Here is a 14,710-nt window from a genome sequence, read left to right on the forward strand (position 1 = left end):
CGCTTAGACTTCCAGTTCCTTCTTGCTGATGAACGGCATCATGTCGCGCAGCTGCTTCCCGACCACCTCGAGCGGGTGCTCGCGCATCTCGGTGCGCCACTGCTTCATGTTGCTGAAGCCACCTTCGGCTTCCGCGATGAAGTCCCGCGCGAACTCGCCGCGCTGGATGCGCGCGAGCGCTTCCTCCATCGCCTGACGGCTGGGCTCCGCGACGACCTTCGGGCCGGTCACGTAATCGCCGTACTCGGCGGTGTTGCTGATCGAGTGGCGCATGCCCTCGAAGCCCTTCTCGTAGATCAGGTCCACGATGAGCTTCACCTCGTGCAGCGTCTCGAAGTACGCGATTTCCGGCTGGTACCCGGCCGCGACGAGCGTCTCGAAGCCGTTCTTGATGAGCTGCGTCACGCCGCCGCACAGGACCGTCTGCTCACCGAACAGGTCCGTTTCGGTTTCCTCCTTGAAGGTCGTCTCCAGCACGCCCGCGCGGGTACAGCCGATGCCGCGCGCGTACGCCAGCGCAATGTCGCGCGCCTGACCGGTCGCGTCCTGCTGCACCGCGAAGATGCCGGGCATGCCCGCGCCGTCCACGTACACGCGGCGCAGCATGTGCCCGGGGCCCTTGGGCGCCACCAGGAACACGTCCACGTCCGCCGGCGGCGTGATGCGCCCGAAGTGCACGTTGAAGCCGTGGCCGAACGCGAGGGCCTTCCCAGCGGTCAGGTGCGGCTGGATGCTCGCCTCGTACGTGGCAGGCTGGTTCTCGTCCGGGATGAGCAGCATGATGACGTCCGCCTCGCGGGTGGCGTCCTCGATGCTCGCCACGCGCAGGCCCGCCTGCAGCGCCTTGGCGCGGCTGGGGGAGCCCTCGCGCAGGCCGACGACGACGTTCAGGCCGGTGTCGCGCAGGTTCTGCGCGTGCGCGTGCGCCTGGCTGCCGTAGCCGATGATGGCGATCAGTTTCTCTTCGATGGGGGCGAGTTGGACGTCACGGTCGTAGTACATTTTTGCGGGCATGGGGTTCTCCTTGAAGTGCGCGTGAATGAGGGCGGAAGGGGAGGTCAGAAGAGGTTGCCGACCTCGCGAGCCTGCTGCTCGCGGGCCTGCGGTTCGAGCGCCTGCGTCTGACCGTCGTGGTACACGTGGCTGGGAATGTCGGCGTTGCTGCCGCGCGTGAGCGCCACGCGGCCCGTGCGCATCGTCTCGATGATCCCGAACGGGCGCATCTGCTCAATGAACGCGGTGATCTTGCCCTCGTCGCCCGTCGCCTCGAACGTGAGGGCGTGCCGACCCACGTCCACGATGCGCGCGCGGAAGTCCTCGGCGATCTGCCGCACCTCCACGCGCGTCTCGGGCGTGATGCGGACCTTCACGAGCACCAGCTCGCGGTCCACGAACTTCTCCAGGCCGTGGTCGATGACCTTGATGATGTCGTGCAGCTTCTCGACCTGGCGGATGGCCTGCTCCACGATGCCTTTGCTGCCGCCCACCACGAAGGTCATGCGGCTCACGCCGGGCGCCTCGGTCGCGCCGACCGACAGGCTCTTGATGTTGTACCCGCGGCGCCCGAATAGTTCGGTGATGCGGGTGAGCACGCGCGGTTCGTCGCGCACGAGGACGCTGATCAGGTGGTCCTGGCTGGGGTGTTCGGCCGTCATTTCGTCGCGCCCTCCTGCTGACGTTGCGGTTCCGTTTCGATCATCTCGTGAAGCGCGGCGCCCGCCGGGACCATCGGGAACACGCCGTGTTCGTTCGGCACGACGACTTCCAGCAGGCTGCTGCGCGGGTCCGCGAGCCACGCGTCAATGGCGCCCGGCAGTTCGTCGGCGTTGCTCGCGCGGTACCCGCGGATGCCGTACGCGTCCGCGAGCTTCAGGAAGTCCGGGTTGCTGTCCCCGAGGTACACCTCGCTGTAGCGCCGCTCGTGGAACAGCTCCTGCCATTGCCGCACCATGCCCAGGAAGCTGTTGTTGATGATGGCGATCTTCACGTTGCGGACGTCGTACTTCGTGAGCGTCGCGAACTCCTGAGCCGTCATCTGGAACCCGCCGTCCCCGGCGATCACGACGCTGCGCACGTCCGGCTGCGTGAGCGCCGCGCCGATCGCGGCGGGGAACCCGAACCCCATGGTGCCCAGTCCGCCGGACGTGAGCCAGCGGCGCGGCTTCTCGAAGCGCGCGAGCTGCGCGGCGAGCATCTGGTGCTGGCCGACGTCGGTGCTGAGAATGTCGTCCGGCGCAAGGCGGTCCGTGATGGCCTTCACGCCGTACGCCGCGCCCCACGCGCGCGGCGGCGTGTTCCGGCCCTTCCAGTCCTCGATCTGCGCGCGCCACTCGTGGGACAGGAGGGGCGTGGCGCCGTCCATCAGGGCGCGCGCCGTAAGGGCTGCGTCGCCGCGCACCGGCAGGTGCGCCGTGACGATCTTCCCGATTTCCGCGGCGTCGATGTCCACGTGGATAATGCGCGCGTTCGGCGCGAAGCCGTTCACGCGGCCGGTCACGCGGTCATCGAAGCGCAGGCCGATGCCGAGCAGCACGTCCGCCTCACTGATCGCGCGGTTCGCGGCGACCGATCCGTGCATGCCCGGCATGCCCAGCCACAGCGGGTCCGACGCGGGGAACGCGCCGAGGCCCATCAGCGTCGTGATGGTCGGAATCTGCCATGCCCGCGCGAGCGCCGTGATGTCCGCGGACGCGTCCTGCGACCCGCCGCCCACCATCAACACCGGCTTGCGCGCGGCCCGCAGCACCTCCAGCGCGCGCTCCACGGCGTCCGCGCGCGGCGCGAGCGGCGCGGGCCGCGCGTGCGGGTCCGGGATCATCCCGCCGAACGCCGCGAGCTGCACGTCCTTCGGGATGTCCACCAGCACCGGCCCCGGGCGGCCACTGCGCGCAATGAAGATCGCCTCCGCGATGATGCCCGGCAGGGCGTCCGCGCTGCGCACCACGTAGTTGTGCTTCGTGACCGGCAGCGTGATGCCGGTGATGTCCGCCTCCTGGAAGGCGTCCGTGCCGATCAGGTGCTGCGCGACGTTCCCGGTGATGGCGAGCAGCGGGATGCTGTCCATCATGGCGTCCGCGAGGCCCGTCACGAGGTTCGTCGCGCCCGGGCCGCTCGTGGCGAGCACCACGCCGAGCTGCCCCGTCGCCTTCGCCCAGCCTTCCGCCGCGTGAATAGCGCCCTGCTCGTGCCGCGCGAGGATGTGCCGCACTTCCGGGTGGAAGGTGAGCGCGTCGTACACGGGCATGATCGCGCCGCCCGGGTATCCGAACACCGTGCCCACGCCGTGCGCCGCGAGCGTCGCCCACAGCGCCCGCGCGCCGTTGAAGCCGGTCATGCCCGCCCCCCTGAATGGCGCGCGCGCCACGTGCTCCCGGCAACGTGGCGCGCGACTCCCCGCCCCTGCTGGGCTGAGCCTTGCTGATGCGTGCCTCGTTCACTCATGTCGTCGTCCTTCGTGTGCCCCGGGAAACCGAAGACCCCCGCCCTGGGTGTGGGGCGGGGGTCTGTGCGATACGCGCGCGCTTAGCGTCCAGAGCCCCGGCAGCCAAGAAGTACAAGAATGTTCAGCGCGTTCACGTTCATGACCCCCCCAGCCTAAGAGCACGGGCAGGCCAAAAGCAAGGCGCGTGGCCGTCGCGGTCTACACAAACGAGCGTTCGTCCCAGACGGCATTTTCACCGACTCACGCCGCCCGGCGAGCACCATGAGGCAGGGGAGACCCCCACCCTGCGCCGCATGAACAGGGCGGGGCGAGCATGCGCTCGCCCCGCCCCACCATGCCCGGTTCAGCCGACGGCCGGCTGCCCCAGACCCTCCAGCACCGCCCGCGTGAACTGCGTCGTCGTGGCCGTGCCGCCCAGGTCCCGCGTCGCGTTCCCGCGCATCGCCTGCGCCACCGCGCTTTCCACGCGGTTCGCCGTGTCCGGACGCTTCAGACCGTGACGCAGCAGCATCGCCACACTCAGGATCGCCGCCGCCGGGTTCGCCACGCCCTGACCCGCGATGTCCGGCGCGGACCCGTGAATCGGCTCGAACAGCCCCGGGCCGTCCCCCAGGCTCGCCGACGGCATCACGCCCAGGCTGCCGGGAATCACCGCCGCGAGGTCACTCAGGATGTCCCCGAACAGGTTCTCCGTGACGATCACGTCGTACCGCGCCGGGTCCTTCACGATCAGCATCGCCACGCTGTCCACGTACTCGTGGTTCAGCTTGACGCTCCGGTACTCCCGGTCGCGCAGGTCCTGCACTGTGCCGCGCCACAACTCTGACACCTCCAGCACGTTCGCCTTGTCCACGCTCGTCACGCGGCCCCGGCGCTGCTCCGCCGCCCAGAACGCCACGCGCGACACGCGCTCCACCTCGCTGCGGGTGTACCGCATGGTGTTGTACGCCGTGTCCCCCTCGATCCTGCGGTCCCCGTCGAAGTAGATGCCGCCCAGCAGCTCCCGCACGATCAGGATGTCCACGCCGCGCGCGACCTCCTCCTTCAGCGGCGAGAGCTTCTCGAGGCCCGGCAGGACCCGCACGGGCCGCAGGTTCGCGAAGCAGCCCATCGCCTTGCGCAGCGCCAGCAGTCCCGTCTCCGGCCGCAGCGGGCGCGGGTTGCCGTCCCACTTCGGCCCGCCCACCGTGCCCAGCAGCACCGCGTCTGCACCCAGCACCGCGTCACGCGTCACGTCCGGGAACGGTGACCCGTGCGCGTCCACCGCCACGCCGCCGATCAGGTGCTCTTCGAGCGTCACGTCCGGCGCGACCTCGCGCAGCACCTCCACGGCTGCCGCCGTCACTTCCGGCCCGATGCCGTCCCCCGCCAGTACAACCACCTTAGGCATGCTGATCCTCCTGCGCTTTCATGTACTCCAGCCAGCCGCCCGCGCGCTGCACGTCCAGCGCGAACGGCGGGACTGGCACGAACGTTACCACCTGACCCGTCCGCTTGTTCGTGACAGTCCCGCCCGTGAGGTCCAGGTCCGCCTCATCGCCGTCCATGAACGTCTCCACGATGCCGTCCGCCTCCAACGCCAAGAAGCCGTTGTTGATGGCGTTCCGGTAGAAGATCCGCGCGAAATTCGGCGCGATCACCGCCGCGACGCCCGCGCCGCGCAGCGCCCACACCGCGTGCTCCCGGCTCGACCCGCACCCGAAGTCCGCGCCCGCCACGATGATGTCGCCCGGCTTCACGCGCCGCACGAAGTCCTTGTCGTAATCCTCCATCGCGAACTTCGCGAGTTCCGATTCCACATCCGTCGTGAGGTGACGCGCGGGAATGATTTCGTCCGTGTTGATGTGAGCGCGGCCAAATACGTGCACTGTAGGCATACCTGAACTCCTGAAAGAAAAACGAACCCTGAATTTACTCGCGGGACGCCAGCAGCAGCGCCCCGAACCCAGCCATGAGCGTGCCCGCCACGCGGTCAATCACGCGACGGCCCCGCAGGTACGCGGCCTGCAGGCGCGCCGTGGACATCCCCAGCGCCACCAGCGTGAACCACGCGGCGCTCAACGCCACGATAATCACGAACGCCGCGAGCTTCAGGCCCGGTGCGCTGTGCGCGCCCAGCACGCTCGAAAAGACACTGCCGAAAAACACTGCCGCTTTCGGGTTCGCGATGTTCGTCAGGAACCCGGAACGCACGGCGCGCAGGTCACCACTCGGGGTGTCCACGCCACCGGCTGACGTGTGCACCGGCTGTGGGCGCAGGCTGGCACGCCACAGGGTGTACCCCATGTACAGCAGGTACAGCCCGCCCGCCACCTTGATGAAGCCATGCACCCACGTGAAGTGCTCGAACAGCACCTGAATCCCCAGCAGCGCCAGACCCGCCCAGCACGCAATGCCCATCACGATCCCCAGACCCGCGAACAGCGCCGCGCGGCGCGACCGCGCCACCGCCGTCTGACTGACCAGCAGCACATCCGGCCCGGGCACGACCAGCACCATGATGTGCAGCGCCGCAATCGCCAGCAGGGTCTCCACGCTCAGTCCGCCGCTTCCGTGCCGTCGTTGTACGCGCGCGGGTCGCTGATCACGCCCGCCACGGCACTCGCCGCGACCGTCGCCGGCGACGCGAGGTAGATCTGCGCGGACGGGTCGCCCATGCGGCCCACGAAGTTCCGGTTGCTGCTCGAAATGCACACGTCATCCGGCCCGAGTACGCCCGAGTGCATCCCCAGGCACGCCCCGCACGACGGGTAACTCACGCTCGCGCCCGCTTCCACGAAGATCTCCAGCAGCCCCTCCTGCGCCGCCTGCTTCCAGATCGCCTGCGTCGCTGGCACCACGATCATCTGCACGTTCTCCGCCACCTTCCGGCCCTTCAGGATGCGCGCCACCTCCCGCAGGTCCGAAATGCGACCGTTCGTGCAACTCCCCACGTACGCGTGCGTCACCGCAATCGCGTCCGTGCCCGCCACGCGCCCGTTGCTCGGGATGTGCGGGTACGCCACCGTCGGCTCCACCGCCGACGCGTCAATCTCCACGACGACCTTGTAATTAGCGTCCGCGTCCGACTGGTACTCCGTGTACTGATCAGGCGTCACGCCGCGCGCCGCCATGTATGCCCGCGTCGTGTCGTCCACCGCCACGATGCCCGTCTTGCCGCCCGCCTCGATCGCCATGTTCGTCAGCGTGAAACGCCCCTCCATGTCCATGCGGTCGATGGTCTCCCCGACCCACTCCATCACGAGGTAGTTCGCGCCGTCCGCGCCGATCCGCTTGATGACTTCCAGCACCAGATCCTTCGGCGTTACGCCCGGCTTCAGCTCACCCGTCACGCGGATCAGCATGGTGTCCGGCACCTTGAACCACACCTTCCCGGCGTAGATGGCGCCCGCCAGGTCCGTGCTGCCTACGCCCGTCGCGAACGTCCCGAGCGCCCCCGCGTTACAGGTGTGGCTGTCGCCGCTTACCAGCGTCTGCCCGGGCTTCATCAGGCCCGTGTTCTCCAGGACCACGTGCGCGATCCCGCCGCGCCCCACATCAAAGAAGTGCTTGATGCCCTTCTCCTGCACCCAGCTCTTGAGCTTCTGGTACATCTTCGCCGCCTTGATGTTCATGGCGGGCACACTGTGATCCGGCACGGCCACGATCTGGTCCGGGTTGAATACGCGGTCCATGCCGCGCTCCTCCAGCATGCGCAGCGCCGCCGGCGTCGTGATTTCATGGCACAGCACCCAGTCGGTGGCGCACTCGATAAGCTGCCCTGGCACGACGGTCTCATTGCCGCTGTGGGCCGCCAGAATCTTCTCCGCGATGGTCATTCCCATGTCCCGCACCTCCAACCTGAACGTGTAACGAAAAACCCCCGAACCCTGGAGGTTCGGGGGCGATACGCGAGCGTCAGGGATCAGCTCGCCGCCCCCCAACGAAGAAGAAGAAGACCAAATGTCTTCCCGACCCGCGAGATGAGCGCAACGAACATTGCAGGGAGTGTAAACCCACCCGTCCGGAGAGGCAACAACGCTTGTTTGGATGACTGCCTCAAGCCTGCGCGATTTTCTCGTATTCCTCGATGTCTTTACGGATGACGTCGAGGCTGCTGGTCCAGAACGCTTCGTCGCGCGTGTCGATGCCGAAGCGGGCGGCGAGGGTGGCGGCGTCGGCGAGGCCAGTACTGGCGAGCAGGTCGTCGTACTGGTCGTGGAAGCCGTCGGGTTGCTGCTGGTAGCGGGCGTACAGGCCGAGGCCGAACAGCAGGCCGAAGGTGTAGGGGTAGTTGTAGAAGCTGCGGCCGTAATAGTGGGGTTTCACGGCCCACATGTAAGGGTGCAGCGCGTCGGGGCGGAGGGAGTCGCCGTACGCCCCGCGTTGCGCCTGGAGCATGAGGTCGTTGAGTTCCTGGGGGCTGAGGTCGCGTTCGGCGCGGCGTTCGAACACGGCCTGCTCGAACAGGAAGCGGGAGTGGATGTCGACGACGACCTGGGCGTGCCCGAGGAGTTGCGTTTCGAGGATGTAGAGGCGTTCGCTGCCTTGCGCGTGCTGGAGGGCGGCGCCGACGGTGAGGGTTTCGCAGAAGATGCTGGCGGTTTCCGCGAGGGTCATGGGCGTCTGCCGCTGGATGGGCGTGCGGTTGGCTTTGCAGAGGTTGTGGTAGGCATGGCCGAGTTCGTGCGCGAGGGTACTGACGCTATCGAGGTTCTCGGCGTGGTTGAGGAGGATGCGGCTTTCGCCGAGGTCGGGGCGCCAGCCCATGCAGAACGCGCCGCCGCGTTTGCCGGCGCGGGGGGGCACGTCGAGCCAGTCCTCGCGGAAGGCGCGGGCGGCGAAGTCGCCGAGTTTCGGGCTGTACGCGCGGAACTGCGTTTCGACGAAGTCCTTGGCGGCGTCGTACGTCCATTGGGTGCGGCTCTCGCCGAGGGGGGCGAACAGGTCCCACCAGGGGAGCAGGCCGTCGGCGTGGCCAAGCAGGCGGGCTTTCGCGTGGAAGTACCGGTGGAAGTCGGGGAGGCTGGCGCGTACGGCGCCCGTCATGGCGTTGAGGGTGTCGCGGTCGATGCCGTTGGCGACCAGGGTCGGTTCGAGGTCGTCGGTGTAGCCGCGGCGGCGGTTGAGGGTGCCGACTTCGCCTTTTACGCCGTTCATGCAGGCGGCAAAGGTGACGTCCTGCGCGGCCCAGGCGGTGAGTTCCGCGCGGTACGCTTCCTCGCGGACGGTGGGGTCGGCGTCGCCGGCGAGGTTGCGGATGGCCGTCATGGGGAGCTGCTGGTCGCGGAAGGGGACGCTGAGGTGGCTGCTGACGTTGCCGTGCAGTTTCGACCAGGCACTTCGGCCGGAGAGGCTGAGTTGCGCGGCGAGGTCTTCTTCGCCGGCGGGCATCTGGTGCTGCGCGGCGTACGCGGCGAGGTGCAGGGCGTGCGCGTGCGCGCGGGTGGTGTCGTTGTGGTCGGTGAGCGCCTGGAGGTCCTGTTCGCCCACCCACGCCTGGAAGCGGGTGGTGAGGGTCTGAAGGGGGAGGGCGTGGCGGCTGAGTTCGCTGGCGAGGGCCTGCGCGCGGGCGTTGCTGGCGTCGGTGGTGACGAACGCCTGCACGTACGCGCTGAGGGGCGTGAGGCGGGTGTGGACGGCGTTCAGGCCGTCGAGGGCGCGTGCGGCGGTGGCGCCTGCATCGGTTCGGGCGCTGCCGGCGTGGATGCCGAGTTCGTCGAAGAGCGCGGTGAGGCGCGTGAGGTCCGCGATGAATGTGTCGATGTCGGCCTGCAGGGCGGGGCTGTGGAGGTCCGGGTAGAGCGTCTGGGTGTCCCAGTGGGGCATGGCGGCCGGCGTTGAGGTCATGCGGCAGTCTAACGGGCGTTCGGCGTGAAAGGCGAGGGGTCTTTCGGCGCCTCGCCTTTCACGTGACAGGTTTTGCGCCTTCAGTTGTCGACGGGGTTCGCGTCGAGCTTCGCGAAGACCATGCGGCCCACGTTCGTCTGCACGTTGTTCACGACGATCACGCGCACGCGGCGGTTGCGGTACTTCGCGCCGTCCTCGACGACGATCATGGTGCCGTCGTCGAGGTGCGCGACGCCCTGCCCGGCCTGCTGCCCCGCCCGCGTGATGTTCACCGTGAGGGGGTCGCCGGGCTGCAGCTGCGGGCGGAGGGCCTGCGCGGCCTCATGCAGGCTCAGCACGGGAATGTCATGCAGCTTGGCGATCTTGCTGAGGTTCGCGTCGTTCGTGAGGAGCTTCGCGCCGCTTTCCCGCGCGAGACGCACGAGCTTGTCATCCACGGCGCTCAGTTCGGGCGCGTCCCAGTCCTCCACGCGCAGCGTCGTCACCTGCCGCAGTTCCTCGAGGACGTTCAGGCCGCGTTTGCCGCGCGCGCGGCGTTGCGGTTCGGCGTGGTCCCCGAGGAACTGCAGTTCGCGCAGCACGAACGCGGGTACGACCAGTTCCCCCTCGATGAACCCCGCGCGGGCGAGGTCCAGAATGCGGCCGTCGATGATGATGTTGGTGTCGAGCAGTTTCCCGCCGGGCTTGCGGCGCGGCTGGCCAGTCCAGGCGATCGCGCCGAAGGTGTCGGCGTTGCGCACGGCGAACACCACGAAGAACGCCCCGAGCACCAGGGTGACGAGCAGGTTCCACACCCACGAGTAGAAGGGCACGCTGGCGAGCAGGGTGTTCAGGAGGACGCTGAGCAGCAGCGCCACGACGGCGCCGACGGTGGCGGCCGCGACTGTGCGGGGCGCGAGCGAACCGTACCATTTGCCGAACCGTTCAATCAGTGCGTACGCTCGCCGCTCAATACGGGCTGACAGCAGGAAGCCGGTGAGCAGGCCCGCCAGGCCGAGCGAGACCGTGCCGAACACGTGGTTCAGCCCGTTCCCGCTCGGCAGGAACTGCCCCAGGACCACGCCCAGCAGGAGACCGAGAAGCAGCACAAGCGCGCGAACGAACGACATCCCCGGCAGTCTAACGCACCGTCCCGCGTGAGGTTTGCCACAGCGTCCCGAGGGCCGCCTCGACGCTGGCCGAGCCGCTCACGCCGTCCAGGCCGGGCGGGACGATCAGCTGACGGTATCCGGCGCGGCGCGCCTCCTCGGCGCGCCGCAGGGCGCCCTGCACGGTGCGGACCTCGCCGGCCAGGCCGACCTCACCGAACACGGCCGCGTGCTCCGGGAGGGCCTTGCCGACCACGGCGGAGTACACGGCGAGCGCGACGGCGAGGTCGAGGCCTGGGTCAGGGACCTTCAGGCCGCCGGCGAGGTTCACGTACACGTCGAGGCCGCCGAGGTTCAGGTCGAGGCGGCGCTCCAGCACCGCAAGCACCACGTCCACACGGCGGGCGTCCAGGCCGACCACGACGCGGCGCGGGTTCGGGTACGGCGTTTTCGCGGCGAGCGCCTGCACTTCCAGCAGCAGCGGGCGGTGCCCGTCCATGGTGGCAGCCACGACCGAGCCGGGCACGCCGAGCGGCCGCTCCGCGAGGAACGCGAGGCTGGGGTTCTCCACGGCGACGAGGCCCGTTTCGCGCATCTCGAACACGCCGAGCTCCCCGGCCTGGCCGAACCGGTTCTTCACGCTGCGCAGCAGCCGGAACGACCCGACGGTTTCCAGGAACACGGTGGTGTCCACGATGTGCTCCATGACTTTCGGTCCGGCGACGGTGCCTTCTTTCGTGACGTGCCCGACGAGGACCGTGGCGCTGCCGCTTTCCTTCGCGGCGCGGGTGATGGTGCTCGTCGCCTCGCGCACCTGCGCGACGCCGCCGGGCGCGCCGTCCCCCTCGACCTGCACCGTCTGGATGCTGTCCACGATGGTCAGCGCGGGCGTGTGCTCGCCCATTAGCGCGGCGATGTGCTCCGCGCGGGTGTCGCGCGTCATCTGAATGTCGCCGGTCACGCCGAGCCGGTCGGCGCGCAGGCGAATCTGCTCCAGGGATTCCTCCCCGGCGACGTACAGCACGGGGCGGCCCTGCTGGCTCATCAGGTCCGCGACCTGCAGCAGCAGCGTGCTCTTCCCGATGCCGGGCTCGCCACCAATCAGGGTGACGCCGCCCGCCACGAGCCCGCCGCCGAGCACCCGGTCGAGTTCCGGGATGCCGCTCGGGAGGCGCGGCTCTTCACGCCGCCCGACGGTGGAGAGCGGCGTGAGCTTTCCGCCGCTGATGCCGCCGTACGCGCCGCCCAGGCCCCCGCCGCGTGACGCGATGGCCGGCAGGACCTCCTCGAAGGAGTTCCACGCCTGGCAGTTCGGGCAGCGCCCCAGCGGTTTCGCGGACTGATACCCGCAGGACGTGCAGACGTACTTGGTGGTGCTCTTAGCCACCCTGCGCGTCCCTCGGGGCGCCCGGGCGGCCGCTCGCGCGCCAGTACGCCCGGCCGTCCGGCGTGCGCGTCAGGTAGTCGCCTTCCACTAGTTCGCGGCGCAGCAGGACGTAGTCCTCCAGCGTGCTGTGTTCCTGCAGCAGGGCGTTCACGTCCTGTTCCGTGTAGGAGCGGCCATTCTCGAACAGGTTCACGAGGTGGTCCAGCACGGCCAGTTGGTGCGCGCGGCGCCGTTTGGACGGCCAGGTGGTCACGCGGCCGTACTCGTCAAGGAAGGTGGTGATGCTTTTCGTCATTCGGCCATGGTACGTCACGGACCGCACCCCAATTGGAGCGTCCGCCCGGGTAGCCAAAAAGGGGAGAGTCCGGCCGGACTCTCCCCTGAGGTGGCGCGCTTACGCGAGGATTTGCGGCGGGGCGTTCTTCTTGCGTTCGAACTTCAGGCCTTCGTTGTCGAGGGCGACATGCAGGTCCGCGCTCTCGTCGCCGCTGAGTTCCAGCGCGAGCGGGTCTTCCAGTTCGTCGCGCACGAGCGTGCGCAGCTGACGGCTGCTGCCGAGCGCATGCTTGCTGCTGCGCGCGCGCAGCTTCCCGACCAGCCACTTCGGGATGCCCGCGTCGAACGTGACGTTCAGCTCGCGGCTCGCCAGTTCCTCGCGCATCTCGTCGAGCAGCTGCCCGGCCACGCGCACGAGTTCGTCCTCGCCGAGCGGCTTGAAGCGGATCACGTCGTCCAGGCGGTCCAGGAATTCCGGCGTGAACACGTTCCGCAGCGGCTGCGTGTCTTCGACCGTCACGGGCGAGAAGCCCACGCCCGGGCCGGTGTTGAAGCCGGTGTTGCTCGTCATGATGATGATCGTGCGGCGGAAATCCACCGTGCGGCCCAGGCCGTCCGTGAGGCGCCCATCGTCGAAGACCTGCAGGAACGCGTTGTACACGTCCGGGTGGGCCTTCTCGATCTCGTCGAGCAGGATCACGCTGAACGGCTGGCGCCGCACCGACTCGGTCAGGCGACCGCCCTGCTCGTACCCGACGTAGCCGGGAGGGGAGCCGATCAGCTTGCTGATGCTGTGCGACTCCTGGAATTCGCTCATGTCGAAGCGGATCATGCTGCGCTCACTGCCGAACAGCGAGCGGGCGAGGGCCTTGGCGAGGTGCGTCTTGCCGACGCCGCTCGGGCCGACGAACAGGAAGCTCGCGGCGACGCGCGTGCGTCCACCCAGGCCGACCTTCGCGCGGCGCAGCGCGCTGGACAGCGCGCGGATCGCGTCCGGCTGGCCGTACACCTGCTCGGCCAGGTCACCTTCGAGGTCGGTCATCTGCGTGAACTGCGTGTCGCTGTACACGCCGCCCATGCTGTTGATGACGGCTTCGATGTCTTCGCGGCTCACGAACGGCTCGCCCGTTTCGTCCTCGCTCACGGGTTCGCCGAGGCTGAGGTTCAGGCGCACGCGGCTCGCGGCCTCGTCGATCAGGTCGATGGCCTTGTCGGGGAAGTTGCGGCCCGGCAGGCTCCGCTCACCGATGCGCACCGCGAGTTCGAGGGCGCTGTCGGGGATGTTGACGCCGTGGTGCTCCTCGTAGCGCCCACGCAGGCCACGCAGGATCTGCAGGGTGTCGGCGGGGCTGGGCTCCAGCACGATCACCGGCTGGAAGCGGCGCTCCAGCGCGGCGTCCTTCTCGATGTAGCGGTGGTACTCGCCGGTGGTGGTCGCGCCGATCACCTGAATCTCCCCGCGGCTCAGCGCGGGCTTCAGGATGTTCGCCGCGTCGAGGGTGCCTTCCGCGCCGCCCGCGCCGACGAGCGTATGCAACTCGTCGATGAACGCGATGACCTTGCTGTTGCGGAGTTCCTCGATGATCTGCCGGAGGCGCTCCTCGAACTCACCGCGGTACTTCGTGCCGGCAACAACGCCGCTCAGGTCCAGGCTGACGAGGCGCGCGCCGTGCAGGCTCGCCGGAACACGCTTCTCGTGAATGGCGATGGCGAGACCCTCCACGATGGCGGTCTTGCCGACGCCAGGGTCGCCGATCAGGACGGGGTTGTTCTTGCTGCGGCGCGACAGGATCATCGTGACGCGGCGGATCTCCTCGGCGCGGCCGATGACCGGGTCGAGTTTGCCCTCGCGGGCCTGCTTGGTCAGGTCGCGGCCGTACTCGTCGAGGAACGGCGTGTGCACGGGCTTCGCGGCCTTCTGACCTTCACCGCCCTGCGCGAGAATGCGCCAGCGGATCGTGTCGACGTCTTTGGTCAGCTCCTGCAGGATGCGGTGGGCGACGCCGTCGCCCTCGCGGATGATCCCGAGGAGGATGTGTTCGGTGCTCGTGACTTGCGCGCCGAGGCTGCGGGCCTCGGACGACGCGAGTTCCATCACGCGGCGCGCGCGCGGCGTGATGCTGGGCGCGGCGTCCAGACGGTTGCCTTCACCACGGCCGATAATGTCCTCCACGCGGCGGCGGAGCGTGTCCAGGGACGCACCGAACTCCGCGAGGATCACGGCGGCGGTGCCGCCTTCACGCATCAGGCCGAGCAGCAGATGCTCCGGCCCGACCATCGCGTGGCCCAGGCGGTTGCCCTCCTCGCGGGCGTAGTGGAAGACAAGACGTGCGCGGTCATCGTATCTGTTCATGGCCTCACCCCCAGGTCGGGCGTTGAGCTCGGCGTCAGGGCGATTCCCTCAGCTTGACGTTTTCCTGCTCGACTGGATTCTAGAGTAGCGGTGCATTCCTAAGCGCGTGACATGTCACGTTACGACGAGTCTTCTGACACCCTTGTGACAACGTGAAGGACGCGAAAAACCCCACACAAAACCCATACACGCCAGCCACGCATGTTCGGCCCCAGGGCGTCCCCCTGCCTTCAGGGTCACCATGAGTGGCAGAACGCGCGCTAGACCATGCCCGCCGGCCCTTCGTCAGCCCTGGCTGTACGGGCTGGCGTGCGCCAACGCGGACGGCGTAGCGG

Annotated in this window: 12 protein-coding genes; all 12 read right to left on the reverse strand. The window is 68.6% G+C overall.

Going from position 1 to position 14,710, the window contains the following annotated elements; genetic code table 11:
* Window positions 1–3: 3 nt before the first annotated feature.
* The 12 genes from ilvC to DEIMA_RS07725 all read right to left on the reverse strand — a co-directional run bounded on the left by ilvC (window position 4) and on the right by DEIMA_RS07725 (window position 14,375).
* On the reverse strand, window positions 4–1,014 hold the full coding sequence (ilvC, locus tag DEIMA_RS07670) for a ketol-acid reductoisomerase (protein ID WP_013556666.1): 1,011 nt from the start codon (window positions 1,012–1,014) through the stop codon (window positions 4–6).
* A 44-nt stretch (window positions 1,015–1,058) separates the two neighbouring features.
* Complete coding sequence (gene ilvN, locus DEIMA_RS07675) at window positions 1,059–1,655, reverse strand: acetolactate synthase small subunit (protein WP_013556667.1); 597 nt, start codon at window positions 1,653–1,655, stop codon at window positions 1,059–1,061.
* The gene (ilvB, locus tag DEIMA_RS07680; RefSeq protein ID WP_013556668.1) at window positions 1,652–3,334 is read right to left on the reverse strand and encodes a biosynthetic-type acetolactate synthase large subunit; all 1,683 of its coding nucleotides are present in this window, start codon (window positions 3,332–3,334) and stop codon (window positions 1,652–1,654) included. Before ilvB ends, ilvN begins: the two co-directional genes overlap by 4 nt.
* Before the next feature lie 451 nt (window positions 3,335–3,785).
* Window positions 3,786–4,832, reverse strand: a complete 1,047-nt coding sequence (gene leuB, locus DEIMA_RS07685; RefSeq protein ID WP_013556669.1) for a 3-isopropylmalate dehydrogenase — start codon at window positions 4,830–4,832, stop codon at window positions 3,786–3,788.
* Window positions 4,825–5,319 carry a 3-isopropylmalate dehydratase small subunit gene (locus DEIMA_RS07690; RefSeq protein WP_013556670.1) on the reverse strand — a complete coding sequence of 165 codons (495 nt, stop codon included), beginning with the start codon at window positions 5,317–5,319 and terminating at the stop codon, window positions 4,825–4,827. The genes leuB and DEIMA_RS07690 overlap by 8 nt, the downstream gene beginning before the upstream one ends.
* A 34-nt stretch (window positions 5,320–5,353) precedes the next feature.
* On the reverse strand, window positions 5,354–5,977 hold the full coding sequence (locus tag DEIMA_RS07695; RefSeq protein WP_013556671.1) for a LysE family transporter: 624 nt from the start codon (window positions 5,975–5,977) through the stop codon (window positions 5,354–5,356).
* Window positions 5,978–5,979: 2 nt separating this feature from the next.
* A complete protein-coding gene (locus DEIMA_RS07700; RefSeq protein ID WP_013556672.1) occupies window positions 5,980–7,266 on the reverse strand; it encodes a homoaconitate hydratase family protein in 1,287 nt (428 codons plus the stop codon).
* A 214-nt stretch (window positions 7,267–7,480) separates the two neighbouring features.
* Window positions 7,481–9,271, reverse strand: coding sequence for a M3 family oligoendopeptidase (locus DEIMA_RS07705; protein WP_013556673.1), 1,791 nt, complete (start codon window positions 9,269–9,271; stop codon window positions 7,481–7,483).
* A gap of 80 nt (window positions 9,272–9,351) precedes the next feature.
* Complete coding sequence (locus tag DEIMA_RS07710) at window positions 9,352–10,380, reverse strand: PIN/TRAM domain-containing protein (protein ID WP_013556674.1); 1,029 nt, start codon at window positions 10,378–10,380, stop codon at window positions 9,352–9,354.
* 10 nt (window positions 10,381–10,390) lie between these two features.
* Entirely contained in the window at window positions 10,391–11,746 is a 1,356-nt protein-coding gene (gene radA / locus DEIMA_RS07715) for a DNA repair protein RadA (RefSeq protein ID WP_013556675.1), read from the reverse strand.
* Window positions 11,739–12,041: a DUF2087 domain-containing protein gene (locus DEIMA_RS07720; RefSeq protein ID WP_013556676.1), complete on the reverse strand. Its 303-nt coding sequence runs from the start codon at window positions 12,039–12,041 to the stop codon at window positions 11,739–11,741. Before DEIMA_RS07720 ends, radA begins: the two co-directional genes overlap by 8 nt.
* A gap of 99 nt (window positions 12,042–12,140) precedes the next feature.
* Entirely contained in the window at window positions 12,141–14,375 is a 2,235-nt protein-coding gene (locus DEIMA_RS07725) for an ATP-dependent Clp protease ATP-binding subunit (RefSeq protein WP_013556677.1), read from the reverse strand.
* Window positions 14,376–14,710: the final 335 nt, after the last annotated feature.

The organism is Deinococcus maricopensis DSM 21211 (genome assembly GCF_000186385.1).
Classification (GTDB): Bacteria; Deinococcota; Deinococci; order Deinococcales; family Deinococcaceae; genus Deinococcus_B; species Deinococcus_B maricopensis.

Excerpts from the sequence above, each read along its gene's own strand:
- ilvC (WP_013556666.1), bottom strand. The coding sequence starts at position 1,014 with ATGCCCGCAAAAATGTACTACGACCGTGACGTCCAACTCGCCCCCATC.
- ilvN (WP_013556667.1), bottom strand. The coding sequence starts at position 1,655 with ATGACGGCCGAACACCCCAGCCAGGACCACCTGATCAGCGTCCTCGTG.
- ilvB (WP_013556668.1), bottom strand. The coding sequence starts at position 3,334 with ATGACCGGCTTCAACGGCGCGCGGGCGCTGTGGGCGACGCTCGCGGCG.
- leuB (WP_013556669.1), bottom strand. The coding sequence starts at position 4,832 with ATGCCTAAGGTGGTTGTACTGGCGGGGGACGGCATCGGGCCGGAAGTG.
- DEIMA_RS07690 (WP_013556670.1), bottom strand. The coding sequence starts at position 5,319 with ATGCCTACAGTGCACGTATTTGGCCGCGCTCACATCAACACGGACGAA.
- DEIMA_RS07700 (WP_013556672.1), bottom strand. The coding sequence starts at position 7,266 with ATGGGAATGACCATCGCGGAGAAGATTCTGGCGGCCCACAGCGGCAAT.
- DEIMA_RS07705 (WP_013556673.1), bottom strand. The coding sequence starts at position 9,271 with ATGACCTCAACGCCGGCCGCCATGCCCCACTGGGACACCCAGACGCTC.
- DEIMA_RS07710 (WP_013556674.1), bottom strand. The coding sequence starts at position 10,380 with ATGTCGTTCGTTCGCGCGCTTGTGCTGCTTCTCGGTCTCCTGCTGGGC.
- DEIMA_RS07720 (WP_013556676.1), bottom strand. The coding sequence starts at position 12,041 with ATGACGAAAAGCATCACCACCTTCCTTGACGAGTACGGCCGCGTGACC.
- DEIMA_RS07725 (WP_013556677.1), bottom strand. The coding sequence starts at position 14,375 with ATGAACAGATACGATGACCGCGCACGTCTTGTCTTCCACTACGCCCGC.